Source organism: Streptomyces sp. NPDC051561 (assembly GCF_044454195.1).
Classification (GTDB): domain Bacteria; phylum Actinomycetota; class Actinomycetes; order Streptomycetales; family Streptomycetaceae; genus Streptomyces.
This window is the reverse complement of sequence record NZ_JBITDM010000007.1, coordinates 335,014-356,797: the sequence shown is the minus strand read 5'-3', so window position 1 is coordinate 356,797 and position 21,784 is coordinate 335,014. Positions and strand designations below refer to the sequence as shown.

The window sequence follows — 21,784 nt, the reverse complement described above, 5'->3', positions numbered from 1 at the left end:
GCGGAGTGGAAACTCCGGGCCGGCCCCTCGTCGTACGTACTGCGGTGGTGCCTGTTCGTGCGCAGTGCCCTCAGGCAGCGGTGACCACGACCAGCGGGCGGTGCGGCGCGATGATCTGCCCGTTGGGCAGCAGCTCGCCGGTGTCCTCGAAGAGGAGGACGCCGTTGCACAGCAGGCTCCAGCCCTGCTCCGGGTGGTGCGCCATCGGATGGGCGGCCTCCCGGTCGGCGGATTCGGCGGTCGGGCAGAGTGGCTGGTGCTGGCACATGGATGGGTTCTTTCGCTGCGTGGTGGTGGTGAAATTGTTCTCGCGGCTTGAATCGGTGTTCATTGCCGCCCCCCGTATCAGTTGGTTCGGTTCCAGTGTTGCCCCACGGGCGTCGATCCGCAGGGATTTCACGGCAGCACTTCTTATTGGTTGAGGACGCGTCACCCGTGCGGACGGTTCAGCCCAACTGGCCCCTCTCTTCGGGTGGTTCGGGGTGGCCCGTGCGGGCTAGTCCGGACGGGGACTTGCGTGTACGGGGCATCCGGCGCGTTCCGTTCGGGCAGCGCCGTGCCCCGCACCCGGCGGTCGGGAGCGGGGCACGGGAGAAGCGGCGGTTTCAGGCGGGCTGACCGAGGAGCGGGGCGGTCCGGGTGGGGGCCGGGTTGAGCCGCAGGGTCAGTACGGGCAGCAGATCGGCCACGGTGCAGGGCTGATGTGCGGCGATGCCGGGAGGTGCGGGGGCCAGCGGCACCAGGACGTCGGACGGGGCCGGAACGCCGGTGGTGGCGTCGGCGGTGGGGTCGCGGTGCAACCACAGGGTCAGCATGTAGAGGGCGGGAATGGACAGCAGGCGCGGCTGGTAGACGGCCGGCATGGCCTCCGCGTGACGCAGTGCGCGCTCGGTGGAGTTCAGGTAGGGGCCTTCGAAGAAGTGGGAGAAGGTCCAGCCGTCCGGGGTGAGAACGGTGTCGGCGGCGGCTACGGCCCGCTCGCCGTGGCGGATCAGGAAGCGCCACGCGGTGAGGCGGGTGCGCGGCGGGCGGCCGTCCGGGGTGATCTCGTCCCAGACGTGGACCGGAAGCGGAAGTTCGGGAGTGAGGGGCCCTGGATGGGAGCGAAGGGCCGGGGTGCGGGGCTCGCGTACGGCGGTGGGGGAGCCGAGTGCCGCGAGGACGCTGCGCAGGGCGGGCGCGGGAGCCGGGGGTACGTGCAGCGGCATGGTGGGTCGCCTCTCGCTCGGGAGACACGGTGGAACCTGGGCAGTGCGGACGACGCTGTCAGCGGTGCGGGGCCAGAGGGGGCCTTGGGCGACGGCCCGGCGTCAACTCTCTGCCTCGTTCGCGGAGTTTATACGACACGTGTTCACACGATGTTTCGGCTAGCTGTCGTGGATATTGCGCGCAAGGCGATATCCGGTCTTTTTGCAGCTCCATTGGGTGCGAGAAAGATCCCGATTTCCGGGGCGATCCGACGAGTTTTCGCAGGCCTGCTCCGAGGATCTTCGTGTGCGCGGTCGGCTTGAACTCGTCGGCGTTTATCACCACTTGCGTACGACCGGTAACTGCACCCTGCACCTTGCCTGCGGAATGTGCCCGAAGGAATCCGCGTCGAGCGTACTGCGTACCTGGCTCTGGCGGGGCGTTATGGATCAGTCCGCCGGGGCATCATCGACCGTGAACCGCACAGCTGCAGCGGCCGTTGCCGGGGTGCTCCCGGTCCAGGAAGGAAGCTCCGATGGGTGAGAAGGTCGTGGCAGACGGATTCGATCTGTCGGACCGGCAGAGGTACCGGCGCAAGCTCCACGAGTGTTTGGAGGGGCTCGGGCGGCTTCTGGAGGAGAAGCGGTTCGACCGGCCGAAGAATCTCATGGGGCTGGAGATCGAGCTGAATCTCGCGGGGCCGGACGGGCTGCCGAAGATGATGAATGCAGAGGTACTGGAGCGGATCGCCAGCCGGGATTTCCAGACCGAGCTGGGGATGTTCAACCTGGAAGTGAATATTGTTCCGCACCGGTTGGGCGGACGAGTTCTCGATCAATTGGCGGAGGAGCTGCGTACCGGTCTCGGATATGCGCACCGCAAGGCCGCCGAGCTCGATGCGGGAATTCTGATGATCGGCATTCTGCCCACGCTGGGGCAGGACGACCTGGTGCACGGCAACCTGTCGGACGTGGACCGCTATGTGCTGCTCAACGACCAGATCGTGGCGGCCAGGGGCGAGCACTTTCAGCTGGACATCGAGGGTGTCGAGCGGTTGACCTGCACTTCCGCGTCGATCGTGCCGGAGTCGGCGTGCACGTCCGTGCAGTTGCACCTCCAGGTGACGCCGGGGCGGTTCGCCGATGTGTGGAATGCGGCGCAGGCGGTGGCGGGGGTGCAGATCGCGGTGGGGGCCAACGCGCCGTTCGTCTTCGGGCGGGAGCTGTGGCGGGAGTCGCGGCCGCCGCTGTTCCTCCAGGCGACGGATACCCGGCCGCCGGAGCTGGTCGCCCAGGGGGTGCGGCCGCGGACCTGGTTCGGGGAGAAGTGGGTGGACTCCGCGTACGAACTCTTCGAGGAGAACCTGCGGTACTTTCCCGCGCTGCTGCCGATCTGTGACGAGGAGGAGCCGTTGCGGGTACTGGACGACGGCGGGGTGCCTCGGTTGCAGGAGCTGGTGCTGCACAACGGGACGGTCTATCGGTGGAACCGGCCGGTGTACGGGATCGCGGAGGGCGTGCCGCATCTGAGGGTCGAGAACCGGGTGTTGCCGGCGGGGCCGACGGTGACGGATGTGATCGCGAACGCGGCCTTCTACTACGGGCTGGTGCGAGCGCTCGCTGAGGACTCCAGGCCGGTGTGGCGGCGGATGGGGTTCGAGGAGGCGGAGGCGAACTTCGATGCGGCGTGCCGGTACGGGATCGACGCGGAGCTGGTGTGGCCGCGAGCCGGGCGGGGGTCGGGGACGCAGCGGGTGCCGGCGGTGAAGCTGGTGCGGGACGAGTTGCTGCCGTTGGCGGCGGCGGGGCTGGATGCGTGGGGGGTGGAGGCGGCGGATCGGGATCGGTATCTGGGGGTGATTGAGGAGCGGTGCCGGAGGAGGGTGAATGGGGCGTCCTGGCAGGTGGAGACGTATCACCGGGCGGTGGAGGCGGGGCTGGGGAGGGAGGCGGCGTTGGCGGCGATGACGCGGAGGTATGGGGAGTTGGCGGGGGAGGGGGAGGCGGTGCATTTGTGGCCGGTGGGGTTTCCGGGGCCGGGGTGAGGTGGGGGTGTTGGCGGGGTGAGGTGAGGGAGCGGGGCGGGTGGGGTACGGGGCCGGGGCGGGTGGGGTGCGACTCCGTCGGGGGCCGCCCCCTTGCCCGCCCGTTCCGCCCCCGGGGGGCGGCCCCGCCGCCCAAGCGGGCGGGGTATGGCGGGGAGGGGGTGGCCCCGCCGGCCAAGGGGGCTGGGGTAACGGGGGTGGGGGTTAGGAGGATTGGGCGGATTCGGTTATGGCTTGGAGGATTATGGCGGGGATTTGGGAGGGGTCGTTCACCTGGTAGCCGCCGCCGCCGGTGGTTGCGGCTATTTGCTGGAGTTCGGACTTGTCGGCCTCGGGGCCGACGGCGATGGCGATCAGCGGGATCGGGCGCAGCGGGTCGGCGGCGGTCTTGAGCCGGGAGATCAGGGCGCTGCGGGTGATCGAGACCGGGTCCTGGTTGGAGCCGTCGGTGAGGATCACCACCGCGTTGAACTTGCCCTTGGCGTAGGTCCTCTGGGCGTCCAGATAGGCGGCGAGCGTCGTGTCGTACAGACCGGTGGCACCGGTCGGGTCGGGCCGGAGCGCGTCGAAGGCGGCGTTCAGCCGGGTGCGCTGGGTGCCGCCGCCGGGCGCCGCCGAGCCGAGGCGTGAGGTCGGGACGAGCTTGCGGTAGTCGCGGGGCCCGTCGAGGCTGGTGGCGAACTTCCACAGACCGACCTCGTCCTCGTCGGTGAACGTACCCAGCGCCGCCATCAACGACGTCTTGGTGACCTCCATCCGGGACCGGCCGCTCCCCGGCACCAGGGTCGCCATGGACCCCGACGCGTCGACGACCGTGGTCAGCCGGGCGCTCTGGACGGTGATCGTCCACATCCCCAGCGTCTCCTCGACGGCCTTCGCGGGCGGCGGGGACTCCGCCGTGGGGACATACGGCTGCGGAGCCCGTCCGCCCGCGGTGCGCACGACCGTCCCGACGGCCGGCCTGCCCGGCGTGCGGAAGCCGTGTCCGGCCAGGATGCGCAGGCCCTCCTCCGTTTCGAGGTACGACTGGAAGCGCATCGCCGCCCGGGTCTGCTCGGTACTCATCTCCGGCTGGTTGACCAGTGTGTACGGGAAGTCGAGGAGCGCCGTGCCGTCCCTGGGATAGAAGAGCTGGAGCGACGGGGCGCCCTTGTTCCCGTGGTGGGCGAACGCGGCCTGCTCGGAGAGGAACACGGCCTGGTTGCGCCGTGGATTGCCCTGCTCGGAGGCGGAGTCGTTCTGCGGGAGGGTGCCCAGGACCTGGGCGTCGCTGTCCGCCATGCGCTGGGCCAGCAGTTTCGCGACCGCCGCGGACTGGGTCTGCGCGTCCGGAGCCCCGGTGGCTTCGGCGGACTGACCGACGCTGGTCAGGGCGAGCAGCCCGGTCGCGCTGCGGGCCGGGTCCGCGGTGCCCAGGCGCAGGGCCGCCTGACGGGTGGTCGCGGACGCCAACTCGGCCCAGCTGTAGGTCTTCCGGGGCCAGCCGAGGGCGGTCGCCGTCGTCGGGATCGCGGCCACCACCACGGGCGAGGCGGCCACCTGGCCGACCGGCGTGAGCTGGACACGGCCGGAACCCTGCTGGCGCTCGATCCACAGACCCGCGTCCGGTACCCAGATCTGGAACCCCGGATCCCCCTTGGCGGAGGCGAGCGAGTCGGCCACCCGCGAGGAGTCGCGCGCGGTCACCCGTACGTCCACACAGTCGTCGTCCGACTTGGCGTGGGTCCTGCGGGCCTGATCGGCAGCGGAGTTCAGGGCGGGGGCGATGTCGGGGGAGGCCACGAGTTCGAGGCGTACCGTACCGGCGCCGCAGGCACCCGCGCCGAGCAGACCGCTCCGTACGACGTACGTGGTGCCCGCCGCCACGGCCAGCACCAGCGCGGTGGCAATGGCGACGGTACGGCCACGAACGGGTCGACGGCCGGACCTGGCTGCGTCCGCTCCGTACTCGTCGGGCAAGCTGTGACGTCCCATGCGGTGGTGCCCCTCCTTGAGCCTGGCGGCAGTGAGCCTCTGAAGCGCGGCGAGCCTTGAAGCAAGGAAACGAGGGGGGTACGGCCGGTGATTGGCGCTCGGCCCCCCGGCCTGTCGCGCGCGATCTTCGTACCTGCATTCGAGACCCTAGCGGTGCGGAGATCGGGATGAGGCGGGATTACACAACTGGAGGTTGCGGTGCAAGGGGATCCGGGGCATCTGGCCGGTATGTCGCCCGAGAGGCCTGTTCCGGGACGCGAACAGGGCCTGACCAAGCGGATGCTGGGCACGGAACTGGTGATCGTTCTGGCTCTCTCGCTGGGCGCCAGCGGGGTATCCGCGCTGATCAGGTTCATCGGGGCGGTGACCAGGCCGGGCGGGCTGAAGGACCAGGCGGCGAATCTCAACAGCTCGGCGGCGCCGGGGCGTCCGTGGCTTGATCTCACCTGGCAGCTGTTCAGCATCTCGACCGCGCTGGTGCCGGTGGCGCTGGTGGCCCATCTGCTGCTCAGGGAGGGCAGCGGGCTGCGCGCGATCGGGTTCGACCTGCTGCGCCCGTGGTCGGACCTCGGGCGCGGGACGCTGATCGCGGCGGGCATCGGCAGTGCCGGGCTCGCCTTCTACCTGCTGGCGAACGCGACCGGCTTCAACCTGACGGTGGTGCCCGAGTCGCTGCCCGAGGTCTGGTGGAAGTACCCCGTGCTGATCCTCTCGGCGATCCAGAACTCGGTGCTGGAGGAGGTCATCGTCGTCGGGTATCTGCTGCGCAGGCTGGGGCAGCTGGGGTGGACCCCGATGGCCGCGCTGGTGGCCAGCTCGGTGCTGCGCGGTTCCTACCACCTGTACCAGGGGATCGGCGGCTTCATCGGGAACGTGGTGATGGGCGTGGTCTTCGTCCTGCTCTACCGGAGGTGGGGGCGGGTGGGACCGCTCATGGCGGCCCACGCGCTGCTCGACATCGGGGCCTTCGTGGGGTACGCGGTGCTGGCGGGGAAGGTGGACTGGCTGCCCACCCTCTGACCGCCGCGACCGCGCTAGTGGTTCTTTTCGTACGGGTGCAGCAGCTCACCGTCGAGGACGGTGACCGCGTGACCGCTGAGGTGGGTGCGGTCGCCGTGCAGCGAGGTGCGGACGAGGCCGGTGCGGGCGCCGCCCTGGAGACCGGTGAGCTCGGTGCGCCCCAGGCGGGCCGACCAGAACGGGGCCAGCGCCGTGTGGGCGCTGCCGGTCACCGGGTCCTCGTCGATGCCGACGCCGGGGAAGAAGCAGCGGGAGGCGAAGTCGTAGCCCCGGGTGGGGTCTTCGGCCGGGGCGGTGGCGATGACGCCCCGGCCGGAGAGGGCCGCCAGCGCCTTGAAGTCAGGGGTGAGGCCCCGTACGACCTGCTCGGAACGGCACTCGACCACCAGGTCGCCGACCAGGTCACCCGCGTCGTGGACACTCACGGGTTCCGCGCCGAGCGCCTCGGCCAGGCCGGCCGGGGCTGCCACCGGGGCGAGCGGCGCGGTGGGGAAGTCCATGGTGAAGGAGCCGTCGGGGTGGGCGGTGGTGACCAGGACACCGCTGCGGGTGGTGAAGCGGACGAGGCCGGTGGCGGCGCCGGTGGTGTGCAGCACGTGGGCGGTGGCCAGGGTGCCGTGGCCGCACATGTCGACCTCGGTGGTGGGGGTGAACCAGCGCAGCGCCCAGTTGTTGTCGCCGTTTCTGTCCCCGTCCCCGTCCCCGCCCCCGTCCGCCGGGGCGGGGAGACGGTGGGCGAAGGCGGTCTCGGCGAGATTGAGTTCGGCGGCCACCTGCTGGAGCCAGATGTCCTCGGGGAAACGGGCGGTGTCGTCGAGGAGCAGCACACCCGCGGGGTTGCCCTGGAAGGGGATGGACGTAAAGGCGTCGACCGTACGGATACGCATCCGGCCAGCGTAGGGAGGGGGTGCGGGCGGGGAGTAGGGCCAATTCCGGGTGGGTGGAGTGGGGTTGTCCGCCGGAGGGGGACCCGAGGTGGGGATGGGCTCAATGGGTGGTTCTGGGGCGGGTGTTGGGGTTTGGGGGGTTAGGGTGCTCCGGTTCATTGTTGGGCTGAGGAGGCGTTGTGGCCGTATTTATGGTGCAGTTGACCGAGGGTGTCGATGATGTGGTCGAGGCGCAGGCCGCCGGACGGACCAGGTCGGGCGAGATCGTGCTGGAGTCCGCCGATGAGCGGGGGAACGCGGTGCGCATCCGGACCTATGGGCCCGATGCGGTAACCGCCGTCTTCCGGCGCGGACCCGGGGACTCCGGGAGCTACGGGTGGATCCCGCAGCCGGCGAGCGGCACCTGGTGGTGCTACTAGAGGGCCGGGCCCGGCCACGTACGACCGGGGAATCGCCTGGGACAGGCACGGAGAGGTCGTCCGGGCGGGCGCGCCGAGGGATCGGCCGTGGCAGGGCATCCAGGGATCGTCCGGGGCGGGCGCCGAGGGGGACGTCCGGGGCGGGCGCCGAGGGGGACGTCCGGGGCGGGCGCCGAGGGGGACGTCCGGGGCAGGCGCCCAGGGGTTGTCCGAGGCGGGCGGGAGCCGGGGATCGTCTCGCGGTGCGTGCTGTTTCGTGGGGGCGTGGGGCGCGCCGCTAGAGTGGTCCTCTTTGTGCTCAGTGGCACTTCGGTGCGCCTACGGAAACGGTTCCATGTCCTGGCTGTCCCTGCCCCGCCCGTCCCGCCCCGACTGGCTGGCCTCCCCGCGCGTGTTCCGTACCGAGGTGCTGGGCGGTCTGGTGGTGGGGCTCGCGCTGATTCCGGAGGCGATCTCGTTCTCGGTGATCGCGGGGGTCTCGCCGAGCGTGGGGCTGTTCTCCGCGGTGACCATGGCCGTGGTGATCTCGTTCGTCGGCGGGCGCAAGGCGATGATCTCGGCGGCGACCGGGGCCGTCGCGCTGGTGGTCGCGCCGCTCAACAAGGAGTACGGGCTCGGCTACCTGGTGGCCGCCGTGATCCTGGGCGGGCTCATGCAGGTGGTGCTGGGGTCGCTGGGGGTGGCCCGGCTGATGCGGTTCGTGCCGCGCAGCGTGATGGTGGGCTTCGTCAACGCGCTGGCGCTGCTGGTCTTCCTGGGGCAGTTCCCGGAGCTGACCGATGTGCCCTGGGCGGTGTACCCGCTGGTCGTGGGCGGTCTGGTGCTGACCGCGCTGTTCCCCAGGCTGACCACCGCGGTGCCCGCGCCCCTGGTGTCGATCGTGATCCTCACGCTGATCACGGTGGGTGCGGGCATCGCGGTACCGACCGTGGGGGACCGCGGCGCACTCCCGTCGTCGCTGCCGGTGCCGGGGCTGCCCGACGTACCGCTGACCATGGACACGCTGACGACCATCGCTCCGTACGCCTTCGCGCTCGCACTGGTGGGACTGCTGGAGTCGCTGATGACGGCGAAGCTGGTCGACGACATCACCGACACGCACTCCAACAAGACCCGCGAGTCGATCGGCCAGGGCATCGCCAACATCGTCACCGGGCTCTTCGGCGGCATGGGCGGCTGCGCGATGATCGGCCAGACCATGATCAATGTGAAGGTGTCGGGGGCCAGGACCCGGCTCTCCACCTTCCTGGCGGGCGCCTTCCTGCTGGTGCTGTGCCTGGCGCTCGGGCCGGTCGTCTCGGAGATCCCGATGGCGGCACTGGTCGCGATCATGGTGCTGGTGTCGGCGGCGACCTTCGACTGGCACTCGGTGAGCCCCAAGACACTGCGGCGGCTGCCCTTGGGCGAGACGCTGGTCATGCTGATCACGGTGGTCTGCGTGGTGGTCACCCACAACCTGGCCGTCGGCGTGGTGGTCGGGTCGATCAGCGCGATGGTGATCTTCGCCAAGCGGGTGGCGCATGTTGCCGACGTGGTGCGGGAGGTGGATGGCGGGCGTGCCGTCTACGCCGTCACCGGAGAGCTGTTCTTCGCCTCCTCCAACGACCTCGTCTTCCGGTTCCGGTACAAGGACGACCCCGACGAGATCGTCATCGACCTGTCCCGGGCGCACATCTGGGACGCCTCTTCGGTGGCCGCGCTGGACGCGGTCGAGACGAAGTACGCCCGGTACGGGAAGACGGTCACGGTCACCGGGCTCAACGAGCCGAGTGCCCAGATGCACGAGAGGCTGGCGGGCAAGCTGGGGTGAGGCGCGGCCGGCGTCAGGCTGTCAGCGCGGCCAGCTTTTCGAGGGAGCTCCTGAGCGCCGTCGTCGCCGAGTCCTTGAGCTTGCCGGCCATCAGTGACACGGCGGCTCCGGTGAACTCGCCGTCGATACGGGCCAGGGTGGAGCCCGCGTCGGCGGGTGCCAGCGAGTAGCGCATCGCCAGGGTCACTCCCATCGGGCCCTTGCCGCGGATGACGAACAGCCGGTCCTCCTCCAGTTCCTCCACCGTCCAGGCGACCTCGGCAGGGAAGCCCATCAGCTTCATGTTCTCCTCGTACGTCGCACCGACCGCGAGGGTGTCGGGGCCACCCTTGGGGAACGAGGTGTGCGTCGCGTTCCACTGGTCGTACGACGTGAAGTCGGTCAGCCGGGACCAGAGCTTGCCGGCCGGTGCCTCGATGCGTGCCTCTGCGCTGACCTCGGCCATGGGGGGTCCTTCCGACGGGGGCCTGTTCGGTGTCGCGGAACGTAGCCGCAGGGCCGCCAACATTCAATGCTGATGAACCGTCAGATCTGTTGCGGTGGCGAGCGGACGCGGAGTGGCTACCGGCTGGTTCCGTTCCCCTCCCAGGGAAAATTCAGCCGATCTCCTCCGCAAGGAGGAGGCGCGGGCTGCCGTGCCCAACCCCGGTGGGAGGTGCGAATGCTCCCCCGCGCGGATGACCGGGGGGTGCCGTTGCTGATGAGGTGGAGGGGTGCAGAGCTCCCAGCGACGGGCTTCCGGAGTACCGGAGCCCGTCCTTTCCAGCATTGGCGCCGAAGCCGGTCTCACCGTGGAGATGGCCAGGGTGGTCGCCGGTGCGCGCCGACGGGCGCTGCGGGACGGCGACCGCCAGATCGACACCGCCCATCTGCTGCATTCCCTCCTGGAGGCCGATCCCGAGGTGCGGGCCGCCTTCGAGGAGGGGCCGCAGGTGGCCAAGGTGCTCGGCTACCTCGTGCAGCGCAGCATCGGGTACGGGCTGCGCTGGCAGGCCGATGTGGAGGGGGCGGCGGGCCAGACCCCGGTGGCGGGCTGGTCGCCGGCCGCCGTATCGGCGATGGAGGGGGCACGGGCGCGAGCGGCAGAGCGCGGGGATCCGGAGGCGGGCGGCACCGATCTGCTGGCCGCGCTGGCCGTCGACCGGGACTGCCGGGCCGTCGAGGTACTGCGGCGGGCGGGAGTGGATCCGGGGCTGCTGGCCGGGCGGTTGTGTGCGGCGGCGATCCGGCGGGGCTGATCGGCGGGGCTGATTTCCAGCGCTATGCCCGGCCCCCGTCTCGACAGGTGTCACAGGGGTGACGGTCCTGACCCCAGCTGACATGATGACCGGATGCACAATCAGGGGAGGAGTGTCGGCCTGGGTCTGGCCCTGGCCTCGGCACTCGCATTCGGTGGTTCAGGGGTCGCGGCGAAGCCGCTGATCGAGGCGGGGCTCGACCCGTTGCATGTGGTGTGGCTGAGGGTGGCCGGGTCGGCGCTGGTGATGCTCCCCCTGGCCTGGCGCCACCGCGATCTCGTGCGGCGCAGGCCCGCACTGCTGGCGGGCTTCGGACTGCTCGCCGTGGCCGGTGTCCAGGCCTTCTACTTCGCCTCGCTCTCCCGCATCCCGGTCGGGGTGGCCCTGCTCGTCGAGTACCTGGCGCCCGCGCTGGTCCTCGGCTGGGTGCGGTTCGTTCAGCGCAGGCCGGTGACCAGGGCCGCCGCCGTGGGCGTGGTGCTCGCGGTCGGCGGACTCGCCTGTGTGGTCGAGGTGTGGGCGGGGCTCAGCTTCGACGTGCTGGGACTGCTGCTCGCGCTGGGTGCCGCGTGCTGTCAGGTGGGGTACTTCGTCCTGTCCGACCAGAGTGGGGAGGGCGACGACGCCGCCGACCCGCTGGGCGTCATCGCCTACGGCCTGATCGTCGGTGCCCTCGTCCTGACGGTGATCGCACAGCCGTGGGGCATGAAGTGGGAACTCCTCGCCGGTACCGCCGACATGGGCGACACCCAGGTGCAGGCCTGGCTGCTGCTCAGCTGGATCGTGCTGGTGGCGACCGTCCTCGCGTACGTCACCGGAGTTGTCTCCGTACGGAAGCTGTCGCCGCAGGTGGCCGGGGTGGTTGCCTGCCTGGAGGCGGTCATCGCGACGGTCGGGGCCTGGGTGCTGCTGGCCGAGCACCTGTCGTTGCCGCAGGTGGCCGGCGGGGCCGTGGTGCTGGTCGGTGCCTTCATCGCGCAGTCGTCGACGCCGAGGGCGCCCGCCGAGGAGCCGGTGGCGGGCGGTCCGGGACCGGGCGGCGAGGGTGAGGTCCACGATGCGGAAGGTTCATTGTCCGCCGGGCGGACCGCGCCGTAGGGTGGTGATCATGCATCTGACCGTACTGCCGCCTCCCGTCGCGCTCTAGCGCGCAGGCGGCCCACTGAGGACGAAGACCGGGCTCGGGAAGTTCCCGAGCGGATCGTCGCTGCCCGCGTGCGGAACCCAGCGACCACCTTCCTGTCTTGTTCCTTCATGTGGAGACGTACGTGTCTGCTGCTGTGCTGTCCGTCGGGCGTGCCCTGACGTATCTGATCGTCGCCGGACTGGCCTGGGGTACGGCGGGAGCCGCCGCCTCACTGCTGTTCGCCGTCAGTGACCTGGGGCCGATGGCCCTGTCCTTCTGGCGGTGCGCGGGCGGAAGCCTGCTGCTGCTCACCGCCCGGCTGGTTCTCCGTCCGGCCCCCGCCCGCAAGGAAGCGAGGCCGGGCGCCCGCCGCCGTCGGGTGGGGCGGCTGCTCGCCACCGGGCTCTCGCTCACCGTCTTCCAGACCGCCTACTTCGCGGCCGTCCAAGACACCGGACTGGCCGTCGCGACCGTCGTGACCCTCGGCGCGGGGCCCGTGCTCATCGCGCTGGGGGCGCGGGTGCTGCTCGGCGAGCGGCTCGGCGCCGGCGGCGTCTGCGCCGTGACCGGCGCGCTCGCCGGGCTCGGGGTGCTGGTGCTCGGCGGCGCCGGGAGCGAGGTCGGGCCCACCGGTGTGCTGTACGCGCTCCTCTCGGCGGCGGCGTACGCGCTGATGACCCTGCTGACCCGGTGGTTCGGCCGGGACGGCGGTGGCGGCGACCCCGTCACGACCTCCGCCTGGTCGTTCGGCATCGGCACGGTGTGCCTGCTGCCGCTCGCCTGGTCCGAGGGGCTGCTGCCGCAGACGCTCGAACCGGGCACGGTGGTCGGCCTGTTGGTGTACGTCGCCGCCATCCCGACCGCACTCGCCTACGCCCTGTACTTCGCCGGGGCATCCGTCGTACGGTCCGCGACCGTGTCCGTGATCATGCTGCTGGAACCGGTGAGCGCCGCGGTCATCGCCGTCGTACTGCTGGACGAGCGGCTGACGGCGGCCACGGTTCTCGGCACCCTGCTGCTGCTCGCGGCGGTGGCGGGGCTGGCGTACGGGGAGGCGCGGGCGGCCGCCCGGATGCGGCGGGCGGCCGTCGCGGTCGTGGTGTAGCCGCGCGAGGTGCGGTCCGGCGGCGGACGGGGGATGCCCGCCGCCGGGCCGCCTCAGCGGGTGGCGAGGTAGTCGGGGAGGGCGATCGCCGGGTCGAGGTCGTCGGCGGGGATCGGGGCGCCGTGGCCCTGGGTGAGCGGGACGACGCCCGTCCAGTACGGGAGACCGATGTCCTCGGCCTCGTCGTTGGGGCCGCCGGTGCGCACCTTTGCCGACACTTCGTCAAGGTCCAAACGCAGTACGGCTGTTGCTGCCAGTTCCTTGGCGTTGGCGGGGCGCGAGTCGGCCGCGCGGCCGGGGACGACCTGTTCCACCAGGGCGTCGAGGGCGATCCGGCGCTCCTTCTCGTCGACAACCGGGCGGGCGGTGCCCAGGACCACCACGGAGCGGTAGTTCAGCGAGTGGTGGAAGGCGGAGCGGGCCAGTACCAGGCCGTCGACATGGGTGACCGTCAGGCAGACCTCGATGCCCGGGGCCTCCTCGGTGCGGCCGGCGCTGCGCAGCGGGCGGGACCCGGTCGAGCCGTGGACGTACAGGCTCTCGCCGACCCTGCCGTAGAGGGTGGGCAGCACGATCGGGGCGCCGTCGCGGACGAAGCCCAGGTGGCAGAGGTAACCCGCGTCGAGTATCGAGTGGACGAACTCGCGGTCGTAGGAGGCACGTTCCGGGGAGCGGGTGGGGACGGTGCGGTCGGTCGGGGCGTAGGAGTCCGACGCGTCGGCGGGCGGGGTGGTGGCGGTGCTCTCCTGCATTGCGCTCTCCATTGCACTAGTGCATACTACATTTTGTGCTAGGAGAGTATCGGATCAGTGGTCGGCGCGCAGCAGAAATTTCCGCCAGCGTGGAGCAGGGGGTGGGGGGCGGTCACCTGAAACCGGGCCAAGTCCTGCCTCCCATGCGGGAGTTGGCGGCCGAACTGGGCGTCAATCCCAATACCGTCGCGTCCGCATACCGGAATCTGCGCGAGCGTGGAGTGATCGAGACCGCCGGGCGGCGGGGGAGCCGGATCCGGGCCCGGCCGGTCAGCACGGCACGCGACTCGATCCGGGCCGATGTCCCCGCGGGCGTACGCAACCTGTCGCTCGGCAACCCGGACACCGCACTGCTGCCCTCGCTGCGCGATGCGCTGGGGTACGCCGCCGAGCGGGCCGACGGCCGTCCCCGGTTGTACGGGCAGGAGGCCGTCGACCCGGATCTGGCACGGCTGGCCAGGGCGGATCTGGATGCGGCCGGGGTGCCGGAAGGGCCCGTCGCGGTGGCCTCCGGCTCGCTGGACGCGATCGAGCGGGTGCTCGCCGTACATCTGAAGCCGGGGGACGCGGTCGCCGTGGAGGACCCGGGCTGGGGTGCGATGCTCGACCTGGTGCCCGCGCTCGGACTGCGGGCGGTGCCGGTGGTGGTGGACGACGAGGGGCCGCTGCCGGACGAGGTGGAGCGGGCGCTGGCCGGCGGGGTGCGGGCCGTGGTGGTGACGGCCAGGGCGCAGAACCCGACGGGGGCTGCGGTGAGCGCGGGGCGGGCTCAGAAGCTGCGGGAGGTGTTCGCCCGACATCCCTCGGTGCTGCTGGTCGAGGATGATCACGGACACGGGATCGTGGAACTGCCGGTGCATCCGGTGGTGGGTGAGCGGGGGCGCGGCGAGCCGTGGGTGTTCGTGCGGTCGGTGTCCAAGGGGTACGGGCCGGATCTGCGGGTCGCCGTGCTGACCGGGGACACGGAGACGGTGGACAGGGTGCGAGGGCGTCAGCGGCTCGGCCCCGGGTGGGTGAGCGTGCTGCTTCAGCAGGCGGTCGTACGGCTGTGGGAGACGGGGGCCGTGGACACGGCGGCGGTGGCGCGGTCGTACGGGGGGCGCCGGGACGCGCTGATCGCGGCGCTGGCCCGGCGGGGGGTGGCCGCGCACGGGCGCAGCGGGATGAATGTCTGGGTACCGGTGGCGGACGAGACGGGCGTGGTGGCGAGGATGCTGCACGCGGGGTGGGCGGTGGCCCCGGGGGCACGGTTCCGGATGGGGGCGGGACCCGGGGTCCGGGTGACGGTGTCGACCTTGACGAGGGAGGAGGCCGAGGTGGTGGCGGAGGTGGTCGCCGAGGCGGTGGGGCCGGGGGTTGGGCGGAGATACGAGTGAGGGCGGGTGCGGGCTGCTCACGCCTGCGGCGCGCGTCTGCCCTCCCCGCCCCTCCCCGCTGCGTTCATCAGCGGCTGCTGCCGCAGGGCACTGGCTGCGGGGGCGGCAGGACGTCCGCGGGTGCGTCGTGGACGCCCGCGCCGCTCCCCGGGCCGTTGCCCGTACCCTTCCCCGCACCGTCTCGCGCCCCCCTGAAGGGGCGTTTGCTCTGGGTGAGGGCGGCGCCCGCCAGGACGATCAGGGCGCCGACCGGGGTGTTCCAGGTGAGGCTCTCGTCGAGGAGGGTGACGCCGGCGACGGTGGCGATGACGGGGATGAAGTAGGTGACCATCTGGGCCGTGGTGGGGCCGATCTCCGAGACCAGGTTGTACTGGACGAGCATCGCCAGGCCCGTGCCGAGGGCGCCCAGGGCGACGACGGAGAGGAGCGGGAGGACCGGGAAGGCGGTCGGGAGAGTAGTGAACAGCGGCGTGACCAGGGCCAGTTGCGCTGTCGCCAGGAGGAGCTGGGCGCCTGTCATGGAGAGGGCGGAGTCCTTGCTGCCGCCGAGGGTGCGGCGCAGGTAGATCCAGCCGACCGGGTAGCTGAGCGAGGCCAGCAGGGCCATCGCCGTGCCGGCCGGATCCAGTCCGGCGAAGCCCTGCCAGGCGCCGAGAACCGTGAGGACGCCCAGGAAGCCCAGGCCCAGACCCGCGACCCGGCGCCGGGTCGGCCGGTCCTCCGAGAGCGCGACCAGGGACAGGGCCATGCCCCACAGTGGCGACGTCGCGTTGCAGATGCCCGCGAGCGTCGAGGGGATGGTGAGCTCGGAGTAGGCGAAGAGCGAGAACGGAAGGGCGTTGAGGAAGAACGCCGCCACCGTCAGATGCCCCCAGGTGCGGGCCGAACGCGGCAGCCGGGTGCGCTTGACCGCCATCGCGGCGACCAGTACCAGTGACCCGAACAGCAGCCTGCCGAAGGTGACTTGGAAGGGTGCGAAGCCCTGCGTGCCCACCTTGATGAACAGGAAGCTGAACCCCCAGATGAGAGCGAGCGCGGCGAACCGGACGCGCCAGTCCAGGGCCGGCCGGCGCTGCGGGGCGGACGTGGGGCCAAGGGTGGGGGCGGGGATCGCCGACGGCGGGGCGGTCCTGGTGCGGGCCGCGTTCACGGGGGTCATGACGGCAACGATGGCGCGTACGACGTCGTAGCACAAGCAAGTTCTGTTGGCCTCACGTCGTAGCATTGCTTACATGTTGAATCTGGAGCGGTTGCGCACCCTGGACGCCCTCGCCCGGCACGGCTCGGTGAGCGGTGCGGCCGAGGGGCTGCACGTCACCACGTCCGCCGTGTCGCAGCAGATGGCGAAGCTGGAGCGGGAGGTGGGGGAACCGCTGCTGGCCAAGAACGGCCGGGGCGTACGGCTCACCGAGGCGGGGCGGCTGCTCGCCGGGCACGCGGCACGGATCCTGTCCCAGGCGGAGCGCGCCCAGGCGGACATCGAGGCGCAGCGCGGGCGCGTGGTGGGCGATCTGGCGGTGGCCGCGTTCCCGACCGCCGCCCGGGGGCTGGTGCCGCCCGCGCTCGCGCAGCTGCGGTCCAGCCACCCTCAACTACGCGTGAAGATGCGGGAGGTGGAGCCTGATGCAGCGGTTCGGGGAGTGGTGCGCGGCGACTACGACCTCGCGGTCGTCCTCGACTGGTACAACAAGCCGCTGTCCATGCCTGGCGGGCTGGCCAAGCGTGCTCTCCTGGAGGACCCGGCGGATGTGGCGATGCCCGCCGGGCACCCCCTGGCGGGCCGCAGCGAGGTGGAGCTCGCGGAGTTCGCGGACGACGACTGGGTGACCTGGGCGGAGGGCGAGTTCTGTCACGAGTGGCTGCTGCTGACGCTTCGGGGCGAAGGGGTCGAGCCGCGGCTCGCGCACGTCGCCGAGGAACATGCGACGCAACTGGCCCTGGTCGAGGCAGGGTTGGGGGTGTGCGTCGCACCCAGGCTCGGGCGCGGGCCGGTGCCGGACGGGGTGAGTGTCGTACCGGTACGGCATGCGATGCGACGCCATGTGTACGTCGTGTGGCGCGCGGACGCCGACCGCCGGCCGTCCGTGCGGGCGGCGGTGGAGGCGTTGGCGGCGGCGGGGGAGCGGGTGGCGAGCTGAGGGGCCGGAGGGGGCAGGGGGCAGGGGGAGGGGGTCAGAGGCCGGCCAGTTTGCGGAAGTCCCAGGAGGCGATGGCGTCCGGGGTCAGGCGGAGCCAGGCGTGGCGGCCGTCGTGGGGCATCTCGGGCAGGCCGAAGTACTTCTGGGTGAAGAGCTTTTCGGGGGCGTCGAGTTCGGGGCACGGCTCACCGGTGCGGGGGGCCTCGCCCACGAAGGCGGCGGTTCCGGACAGCTCCACGCCGCGCAGGTCGCCGTACTCCACCCCGTCGTCGATCACCACGGCTATCCGCGCGTCCTTGCGGAGCTGGGACCAGCGGCGGCTGCGGGTGATCGAGTACAGCCAGAGGGAGTGGCCGTCCCAGACGAACCAGAGGGCGCCGATGTGCGGGGCGCCGTCGGGGGAGACGGTGGCGACCCGGCAGGTGCGCTGCTCGGTGAGGTAGGTGTCGCGTTCGGTGTCGCCCATCATGATGCGGCGGCCGCGGCGTTGGGTGTCGTTGGTCATCGGGTGCTCCCTGTGAGGGTTCTCTCCGGGGGTGGGGCGGGTTCGCCCGGGCACGAGTCCTGATGGTTCGTCAGATGTGTCGACAGGAATCATGGGGCTTCCTTCCCTCGGTACGCAATGGGGGCTACCCTCGCGGCCGTTCGCAGGGGTCCGGGGAGTGGGAGGGGCGTCGCCATGCCGTCGTACGAGCAGCTTGTGGAGCAGCTGGATCCGGTGAGCACGGTGCTGTTGACCGTGGAGTGCCAGGAGGGGGTGGTCGGGAAGGAGAGCGCGATGCCCGAACTGGCCAGGGAGATGCGGGAGTCGGGGGCGCTGGGGAATGTGGCCCGGCTGGTGGACGCGGCGCACGCGGCGGGGGTGCAGGTGATGCACGCGGTGGCCGAGCGGCGGGCGGACGGGCGCGGGGCGAATCGCAATGCGCGGCTGTTCCGGGCGGCGGAGAGGCTGCCGGTGCGGCAGGAGGTGGGGTCGTGGGCGGTGCGCGTGGCGGAGCCGATCGTGGTGGCGGAGTCGGATCTGGTGATGCCCAGGCTGCACGGGCTGTCGCCGGTGGCGGGGACGGGGGTGGACGCGGTGCTGAGGAATCTGGGGTGCCGGAGTGTGGTGGTGGTCGGGGTTTCGGCGAATGTGGCGATTCTGAACGCGGTGTTCGACCTGGTGAATCTGGGTTATCAGGTGGTGGTGGTGGCTGATGCGATCGCGGGGGTGCCGGGGGAGTACACGGGAATGGTGGTGCGGCACAGTCTGGGGTTGGTGGCGGGGGTGGTGGGTGTGGAGGAGGTGGTGAGGTGCTGGGGGGAGGGGAGTGGATAGCGGGTGTGGGTACGGGGGCGGAACGCGAGGGCAAGGGCGCGGGCCCCGCTGCCCGGGGTCAGCGGAGGTGGAAGGGCGGGGTGGAGTCGCGGGCGGCGGTGGTGGCGGTGCGGAGGTTTTGGCGGATTTCGCCGAGGTGTTCGGAGGGGGAGTAGAGGGTGAGGGCGGCGCGGGATTTGGTGAGGTGGAGGGTGTCGGGGGAGGGCGCGGTTTCGCCGTCATAGGCGAGGAGGGGGACCTGGGTGAGGGCGGTGAGGGTGAGGGAGCCGACGCGTTCGGACGCGTAGACGTGGGACTGGCCGAGGGCGCCGGCCAGGGCGGATATGGCCAGCCGGGTGCGGGCGAAGCGGGCTTCGGCGTCGACGGTGCGGATGTCCAGGAGGCCGTCGTCGAGGTGGGGGCGGTGCGAGGGAGCCAGGCCGTCGGGGAGGTAGTGGCCGTTGCCCGCGAAGAGGAGCCACAGGGTGCGAGGGCGGCCCTCGATCGCGATGTGCAGCGGGGAGGCGTCGCGCAGCACCCGTACCAGCGAGACGGCCGCCGCCGGCCACTTCCCGAGCCTGCCCTCCAGCTTCTCGCGCCGCTCCACCAGCTCCGGGTAGAAGCCGATGCTGAAGGTGTTCACGAAGTCGGTGACGTGTGCGCCGTTCCCGTCGGAGACCTGGGCGAGGTCCGCCCGTACCGCTTCCCCGTACTCCACCGCGTGCGCGGTGTCCTCGAAGGTCGCGCACCCCGCGTCCAGCGCGAAGTGGTTGAGCGTGCCTCCGGGGAACACCGCAAGCGGCAGCCCCGCCGAAGCCGCCCGCGTGGCAGCCGCGCTCACCGTGCCGTCGCCGCCGCACACCCCGAGCACCCCGGCCAGCTCCCCCGCCCGTACCACCGCCTTGTCCAGCACCTCACCGAGGTCGTCGTCCGCACCCCGTACCACGACCTCCGCCCCGGGCAGCAGCAGTCGCAGATGCTCGGAAGCGGGCAGCCGGCCAGGAACACCCTTCCCCGAACCGGAGTTGACCACCACGACCAGCCCCTCGCCACGCGCCAGCGCGGGCGCCTCGACGCGAGTACGCCCGTTGCGTACGTACGCGGGACGCGGCGGCCACCAGTGACAGGTGACGGCGGCCGCGGCCACGCCCAGCGCACACCCGGCCAGCACGTCACCGGGGTAGTGCACCCCGACGTACACCCGCGAGAACGCCACGGCGGCGGCGACCGGCGCGAGCAGCGCCCCGTACCGGGGCGCCTCCAGGGCGACCCCGGTGACGAAGGCGGCGGCCGAGGCGGAGTGGCCGGAGGGGAAGGACGGCGTCCACGGGGCCTTGGACGGACGCCGGATCAGCGGGACCCCACCGCTCGCGGGCCGGCTGCGACGTACCGCGTACTTGGCGACCGCGTTCGTCGCCAACGAGGCCAGCGCGAGCGAGCCGACACCCCGGCGGGCGGCCCGGCGGGCGGCCGGACCGCCCGCCACCGCGAGCGTGGCCGCCGCGCCGAACCACAGCTTTCCGTGGTTGGCCGCCGTCGACAAAGCGGGCAGTACCCGCTCCGCGCCGGCCAGGCGGGCGGACGCCACCTGCTCGAACCAGCGTCGGTCGATCCTGCTGAGGCGTTTGCGCATTCCCTCGGCCTCCTGCTTCCCGACTGATCTTGGACCGGGTTCCGTACCGATCCCTGACTGATCCCCGACTGGTTCGGGCAGGCGTACGGCGCTACGCCGTCGGGACGGTCGGGCTGCCCCCGGACTCCTTCCACTCCGCGATGTAGTCGTCGAAGATCTTGCGGAGGTGGTGGCCGATCTGGAGGTAGTCCAGGTCGTCGAGGTTGGCCAGCGAGGCGCGCACCGACCACTCGGGGCCGTCGAAGCCGCCGCCGTTGAGCAGCACCACACCGGTCTGCTCGGCGAGGCGGAACAGCGGGTCGACCGGCTCGTAGTTCTGCTCCAGGAAGTCCGCGAAGGCCTTGCCCTGGACGCGCTCGGCCTCGGCGAGGAGGTCGAGTTCGATGTAGTACGCCGCCCGCTTGGGGTCGTCGGCGATCTTCATCTGGGCGCCTTCCAGCAGCAGTTGGAGCCTGCGCCGGACGATCTCGCGGATGTGGCGCTTGTACGCCTGGCCCTCCTCCAGCATGTCGAAGAGGGAGAAGAGGACCATCATGATCTGCTGCGGGAGGGACAGCCCGGCCGTGTGGTTGAGGGCGACCTGACGGGAGTCGGCGACCAGCCGGTCGATGAACCGGATCTTCTCCGGTTCGAGGGACAGCGTGCCGTACCGCTCGTTGAGGCGGTCCTTCTGCTCCTGCGACTGGGCGACCAGCATGTCGTCGATGACGTTGTCGTCGTGCAGACCGATCACGCCCAGGCGCCAGCCGGTGGCGCCGTAGTGCTTGGAGTAGGAGTAGACGAGCAGGGTGTTGCGGGGGAGGTCGGCGGCGATCGAGCGGAAGCCCTCCACGAAGGTGCCGTACACGTCGTCGGTGACGATGAGGAGGTTCGGGTTCGAGGTGGCGACGATCTCCTTGATCTGGTCGGTGACCCGCTGGGAGAGCGCCAGGGACGGCGGGTTGCTGGGGTTGACCAGGCAGACCATCTTGACCAGCGGGTCGGCCAGCTTGGCGACTTCCTCCGTGGGGTAGCGCCACTCGCGCACCCCGTTCTCGGCGAACATGCTCGCCTCGACCGGAACCACCTCGAAGTCGTAGGTGTCGAGTTCGGGGATCTCCAGGTACGGGGTGAACTCCGGCACCATCAGGGCGATCTTGTCGCCCTTCTTGAGGATGCCGTTCTTCATCAGCGAGTCGAAGGTGTAGCACATCGCCGCCGTGCCGCCCTCGGTGGCGAACACGCTGAGGTGGTCCGACGGGGGGTTCTTGTCGAACATCTCGTCCTGGAGATAGCCGCGGACGATGTCCTCGCAGTGCGTCAGGATGCGGCCCGGGCTCGGGTAGTTGTCCCCGATCATCGAGTCGCTCATCTCGTGCACGAAGGCGTCCCGGTCGAAGCCGAAGCGCTGCACGGCCAGATCGAAGCTCGCCTTGAGGGTCTCGATGCCGGGCATCTCCGGGTGCGTACGCACGAAACGCTCGAAGCGGTCGCCGGAGCCGTGCTTCTCGGGCATGCCGCCCAGATTGTCGGCGGTCCAGACGCGGCGGGACTCCGAGAGGGCGAAGTAGCCCAGCGCGTAGTAGGCCTCACGGGGGCCGGTGGCCACCCAGTTCGGGTTGCCGCGGCCCGCGTTGAGCATGGTGCGGGCGGCCTCGCCCTTCTGGCCGGGCTTGCCGTCCTGCTTGGCCTCGGCCAGCTTGATGAACTCGGCCTTCAGCTCGAACGGGCTGAGCGAGGAGAGCCGCTTCATTTCCTCGCGGCTGTACGTGGACTTGGGCACGGGGGACTCCTGGGG

Annotated in this window: 20 protein-coding genes; 10 read left to right on the top strand and 10 right to left on the bottom strand. The window is 71.2% G+C overall.

Going from position 1 to position 21,784, the window contains the following annotated elements:
• Positions 1–70: 70 nt before the first annotated feature.
• On the bottom strand, positions 71–268 hold the full coding sequence (locus ACIA73_RS19325) for a DUF5999 family protein (RefSeq protein ID WP_399439806.1): 198 nt from the start codon (positions 266–268) through the stop codon (positions 71–73).
• Positions 269–605: 337 nt separating this feature from the next.
• Positions 606–1,208 carry a hypothetical protein gene (locus ACIA73_RS19320; RefSeq protein WP_399439774.1) on the bottom strand — a complete coding sequence of 201 codons (603 nt, stop codon included), beginning with the start codon at positions 1,206–1,208 and terminating at the stop codon, positions 606–608.
• Positions 1,209–1,723: 515 nt separating this feature from the next.
• Here ACIA73_RS19320 and ACIA73_RS19315 point away from each other — a divergent pair.
• Complete coding sequence (locus ACIA73_RS19315) at positions 1,724–3,232, top strand: glutamate--cysteine ligase (RefSeq protein ID WP_399439773.1); 1,509 nt, start codon at positions 1,724–1,726, stop codon at positions 3,230–3,232.
• Positions 3,233–3,436: 204 nt separating this feature from the next.
• On the opposite strand, the gene ACIA73_RS19310 is transcribed toward ACIA73_RS19315, so the two are convergent.
• Entirely contained in the window at positions 3,437–5,206 is a 1,770-nt protein-coding gene (locus ACIA73_RS19310; RefSeq protein WP_399439772.1) for a substrate-binding domain-containing protein, read from the bottom strand.
• 228 nt (positions 5,207–5,434) lie between these two features.
• Between ACIA73_RS19310 and ACIA73_RS19305 the strand changes: the two genes are divergently transcribed.
• Positions 5,435–6,226, top strand: a complete 792-nt coding sequence (locus tag ACIA73_RS19305; protein WP_399439805.1) for a CPBP family intramembrane glutamic endopeptidase — start codon at positions 5,435–5,437, stop codon at positions 6,224–6,226.
• 14 nt (positions 6,227–6,240) lie between these two features.
• Here the strand turns inward: ACIA73_RS19305 and ACIA73_RS19300 are convergent, their stop codons facing one another.
• Positions 6,241–7,113 carry a PhzF family phenazine biosynthesis protein gene (locus ACIA73_RS19300; RefSeq protein ID WP_399439771.1) on the bottom strand — a complete coding sequence of 291 codons (873 nt, stop codon included), beginning with the start codon at positions 7,111–7,113 and terminating at the stop codon, positions 6,241–6,243.
• A 179-nt stretch (positions 7,114–7,292) separates the two neighbouring features.
• Here ACIA73_RS19300 and ACIA73_RS19295 point away from each other — a divergent pair, with 179 nt between their 5' ends.
• A complete protein-coding gene (locus tag ACIA73_RS19295) occupies positions 7,293–7,532 on the top strand; it encodes a hypothetical protein (protein WP_399439769.1) in 240 nt (79 codons plus the stop codon).
• Positions 7,533–7,866: 334 nt separating this feature from the next.
• Positions 7,867–9,342 carry a SulP family inorganic anion transporter gene (locus ACIA73_RS19290; RefSeq protein WP_399439768.1) on the top strand — a complete coding sequence of 492 codons (1,476 nt, stop codon included), beginning with the start codon at positions 7,867–7,869 and terminating at the stop codon, positions 9,340–9,342.
• 13 nt (positions 9,343–9,355) lie between these two features.
• Here the strand turns inward: ACIA73_RS19290 and ACIA73_RS19285 are convergent, their stop codons facing one another.
• Positions 9,356–9,787 carry an SRPBCC family protein gene (locus ACIA73_RS19285; protein ID WP_399439767.1) on the bottom strand — a complete coding sequence of 144 codons (432 nt, stop codon included), beginning with the start codon at positions 9,785–9,787 and terminating at the stop codon, positions 9,356–9,358.
• 268 nt (positions 9,788–10,055) lie between these two features.
• Here ACIA73_RS19285 and ACIA73_RS19280 point away from each other — a divergent pair, with 268 nt between their 5' ends.
• From ACIA73_RS19280 to ACIA73_RS19270, 3 genes are all read left to right on the top strand, one after another.
• Positions 10,056–10,580, top strand: a complete 525-nt coding sequence (locus ACIA73_RS19280) for a Clp protease N-terminal domain-containing protein (protein WP_399439766.1) — start codon at positions 10,056–10,058, stop codon at positions 10,578–10,580.
• Positions 10,581–10,673: 93 nt separating this feature from the next.
• Positions 10,674–11,678 carry an EamA family transporter gene (locus ACIA73_RS19275; protein ID WP_399439765.1) on the top strand — a complete coding sequence of 335 codons (1,005 nt, stop codon included), beginning with the start codon at positions 10,674–10,676 and terminating at the stop codon, positions 11,676–11,678.
• 170 nt (positions 11,679–11,848) lie between these two features.
• Positions 11,849–12,811 (top strand): DMT family transporter, encoded by a 963-nt coding sequence (locus tag ACIA73_RS19270; protein ID WP_399439764.1) that lies wholly within the window; start codon positions 11,849–11,851, stop codon positions 12,809–12,811.
• A gap of 53 nt (positions 12,812–12,864) precedes the next feature.
• Here ACIA73_RS19270 and ACIA73_RS19265 read toward each other — a convergent pair whose 3' ends face one another.
• The gene (locus ACIA73_RS19265) at positions 12,865–13,563 is read right to left on the bottom strand and encodes a pyridoxamine 5'-phosphate oxidase family protein (RefSeq protein ID WP_399439763.1); all 699 of its coding nucleotides are present in this window, start codon (positions 13,561–13,563) and stop codon (positions 12,865–12,867) included.
• A gap of 35 nt (positions 13,564–13,598) precedes the next feature.
• Between ACIA73_RS19265 and ACIA73_RS19260 the strand changes: the two genes are divergently transcribed.
• Positions 13,599–14,939 (top strand): aminotransferase class I/II-fold pyridoxal phosphate-dependent enzyme, encoded by a 1,341-nt coding sequence (locus ACIA73_RS19260; protein ID WP_399439762.1) that lies wholly within the window; start codon positions 13,599–13,601, stop codon positions 14,937–14,939.
• 67 nt (positions 14,940–15,006) lie between these two features.
• Here ACIA73_RS19260 and ACIA73_RS19255 read toward each other — a convergent pair whose 3' ends face one another.
• Positions 15,007–16,098: a DMT family transporter gene (locus ACIA73_RS19255; protein ID WP_399439761.1), complete on the bottom strand. Its 1,092-nt coding sequence runs from the start codon at positions 16,096–16,098 to the stop codon at positions 15,007–15,009.
• A 73-nt stretch (positions 16,099–16,171) separates the two neighbouring features.
• Between ACIA73_RS19255 and ACIA73_RS19250 the strand changes: the two genes are divergently transcribed.
• Complete coding sequence (locus ACIA73_RS19250) at positions 16,172–17,077, top strand: LysR family transcriptional regulator (protein WP_399439760.1); 906 nt, start codon at positions 16,172–16,174, stop codon at positions 17,075–17,077.
• A gap of 34 nt (positions 17,078–17,111) precedes the next feature.
• Here ACIA73_RS19250 and ACIA73_RS19245 read toward each other — a convergent pair whose 3' ends face one another.
• Positions 17,112–17,582, bottom strand: a complete 471-nt coding sequence (locus ACIA73_RS19245) for a pyridoxamine 5'-phosphate oxidase family protein (protein ID WP_399439759.1) — start codon at positions 17,580–17,582, stop codon at positions 17,112–17,114.
• Between the two features lie 174 nt (positions 17,583–17,756).
• Here ACIA73_RS19245 and ACIA73_RS19240 point away from each other — a divergent pair, with 174 nt between their 5' ends.
• Positions 17,757–18,395: an isochorismatase family protein gene (locus tag ACIA73_RS19240; protein ID WP_399439758.1), complete on the top strand. Its 639-nt coding sequence runs from the start codon at positions 17,757–17,759 to the stop codon at positions 18,393–18,395.
• Between the two features lie 58 nt (positions 18,396–18,453).
• On the opposite strand, the gene ACIA73_RS19235 is transcribed toward ACIA73_RS19240, so the two are convergent.
• Together ACIA73_RS19235 and ACIA73_RS19230 are read right to left on the bottom strand one after the other, a co-directional pair.
• A complete protein-coding gene (locus ACIA73_RS19235; protein ID WP_399439757.1) occupies positions 18,454–20,007 on the bottom strand; it encodes a bifunctional phosphatase PAP2/diacylglycerol kinase family protein in 1,554 nt (517 codons plus the stop codon).
• A gap of 91 nt (positions 20,008–20,098) precedes the next feature.
• The gene (locus tag ACIA73_RS19230) at positions 20,099–21,769 is read right to left on the bottom strand and encodes a bifunctional aspartate transaminase/aspartate 4-decarboxylase (protein WP_399439756.1); all 1,671 of its coding nucleotides are present in this window, start codon (positions 21,767–21,769) and stop codon (positions 20,099–20,101) included.
• Positions 21,770–21,784: the final 15 nt, after the last annotated feature.

What these genes read in the sequence shown, in the direction of transcription:
- ACIA73_RS19310 (WP_399439772.1), bottom strand. Translation starts at nt 5,206, where the DNA reads ATGGGACGTCACAGCTTGCCCGACGAGTACGGAGCGGACGCAGCCAGG.
- ACIA73_RS19320 (WP_399439774.1), bottom strand. Translation starts at nt 1,208, where the DNA reads ATGCCGCTGCACGTACCCCCGGCTCCCGCGCCCGCCCTGCGCAGCGTC.
- ACIA73_RS19265 (WP_399439763.1), bottom strand. Translation starts at nt 13,563, where the DNA reads ATGCAGGAGAGCACCGCCACCACCCCGCCCGCCGACGCGTCGGACTCC.
- ACIA73_RS19325 (WP_399439806.1), bottom strand. Translation starts at nt 268, where the DNA reads ATGTGCCAGCACCAGCCACTCTGCCCGACCGCCGAATCCGCCGACCGG.
- ACIA73_RS19255 (WP_399439761.1), bottom strand. Translation starts at nt 16,098, where the DNA reads ATGACCCCCGTGAACGCGGCCCGCACCAGGACCGCCCCGCCGTCGGCG.
- ACIA73_RS19245 (WP_399439759.1), bottom strand. Translation starts at nt 17,582, where the DNA reads ATGACCAACGACACCCAACGCCGCGGCCGCCGCATCATGATGGGCGAC.
- ACIA73_RS19290 (WP_399439768.1), top strand. Translation starts at nt 7,867, where the DNA reads ATGTCCTGGCTGTCCCTGCCCCGCCCGTCCCGCCCCGACTGGCTGGCC.
- ACIA73_RS19305 (WP_399439805.1), top strand. Translation starts at nt 5,435, where the DNA reads ATGTCGCCCGAGAGGCCTGTTCCGGGACGCGAACAGGGCCTGACCAAG.
- ACIA73_RS19235 (WP_399439757.1), bottom strand. Translation starts at nt 20,007, where the DNA reads ATGCGCAAACGCCTCAGCAGGATCGACCGACGCTGGTTCGAGCAGGTG.
- ACIA73_RS19300 (WP_399439771.1), bottom strand. Translation starts at nt 7,113, where the DNA reads ATGCGTATCCGTACGGTCGACGCCTTTACGTCCATCCCCTTCCAGGGC.
- ACIA73_RS19315 (WP_399439773.1), top strand. Translation starts at nt 1,724, where the DNA reads ATGGGTGAGAAGGTCGTGGCAGACGGATTCGATCTGTCGGACCGGCAG.
- ACIA73_RS19285 (WP_399439767.1), bottom strand. Translation starts at nt 9,787, where the DNA reads ATGGCCGAGGTCAGCGCAGAGGCACGCATCGAGGCACCGGCCGGCAAG.
- ACIA73_RS19240 (WP_399439758.1), top strand. Translation starts at nt 17,757, where the DNA reads ATGCCGTCGTACGAGCAGCTTGTGGAGCAGCTGGATCCGGTGAGCACG.
- ACIA73_RS19250 (WP_399439760.1), top strand. Translation starts at nt 16,172, where the DNA reads ATGTTGAATCTGGAGCGGTTGCGCACCCTGGACGCCCTCGCCCGGCAC.
- ACIA73_RS19275 (WP_399439765.1), top strand. Translation starts at nt 10,674, where the DNA reads ATGCACAATCAGGGGAGGAGTGTCGGCCTGGGTCTGGCCCTGGCCTCG.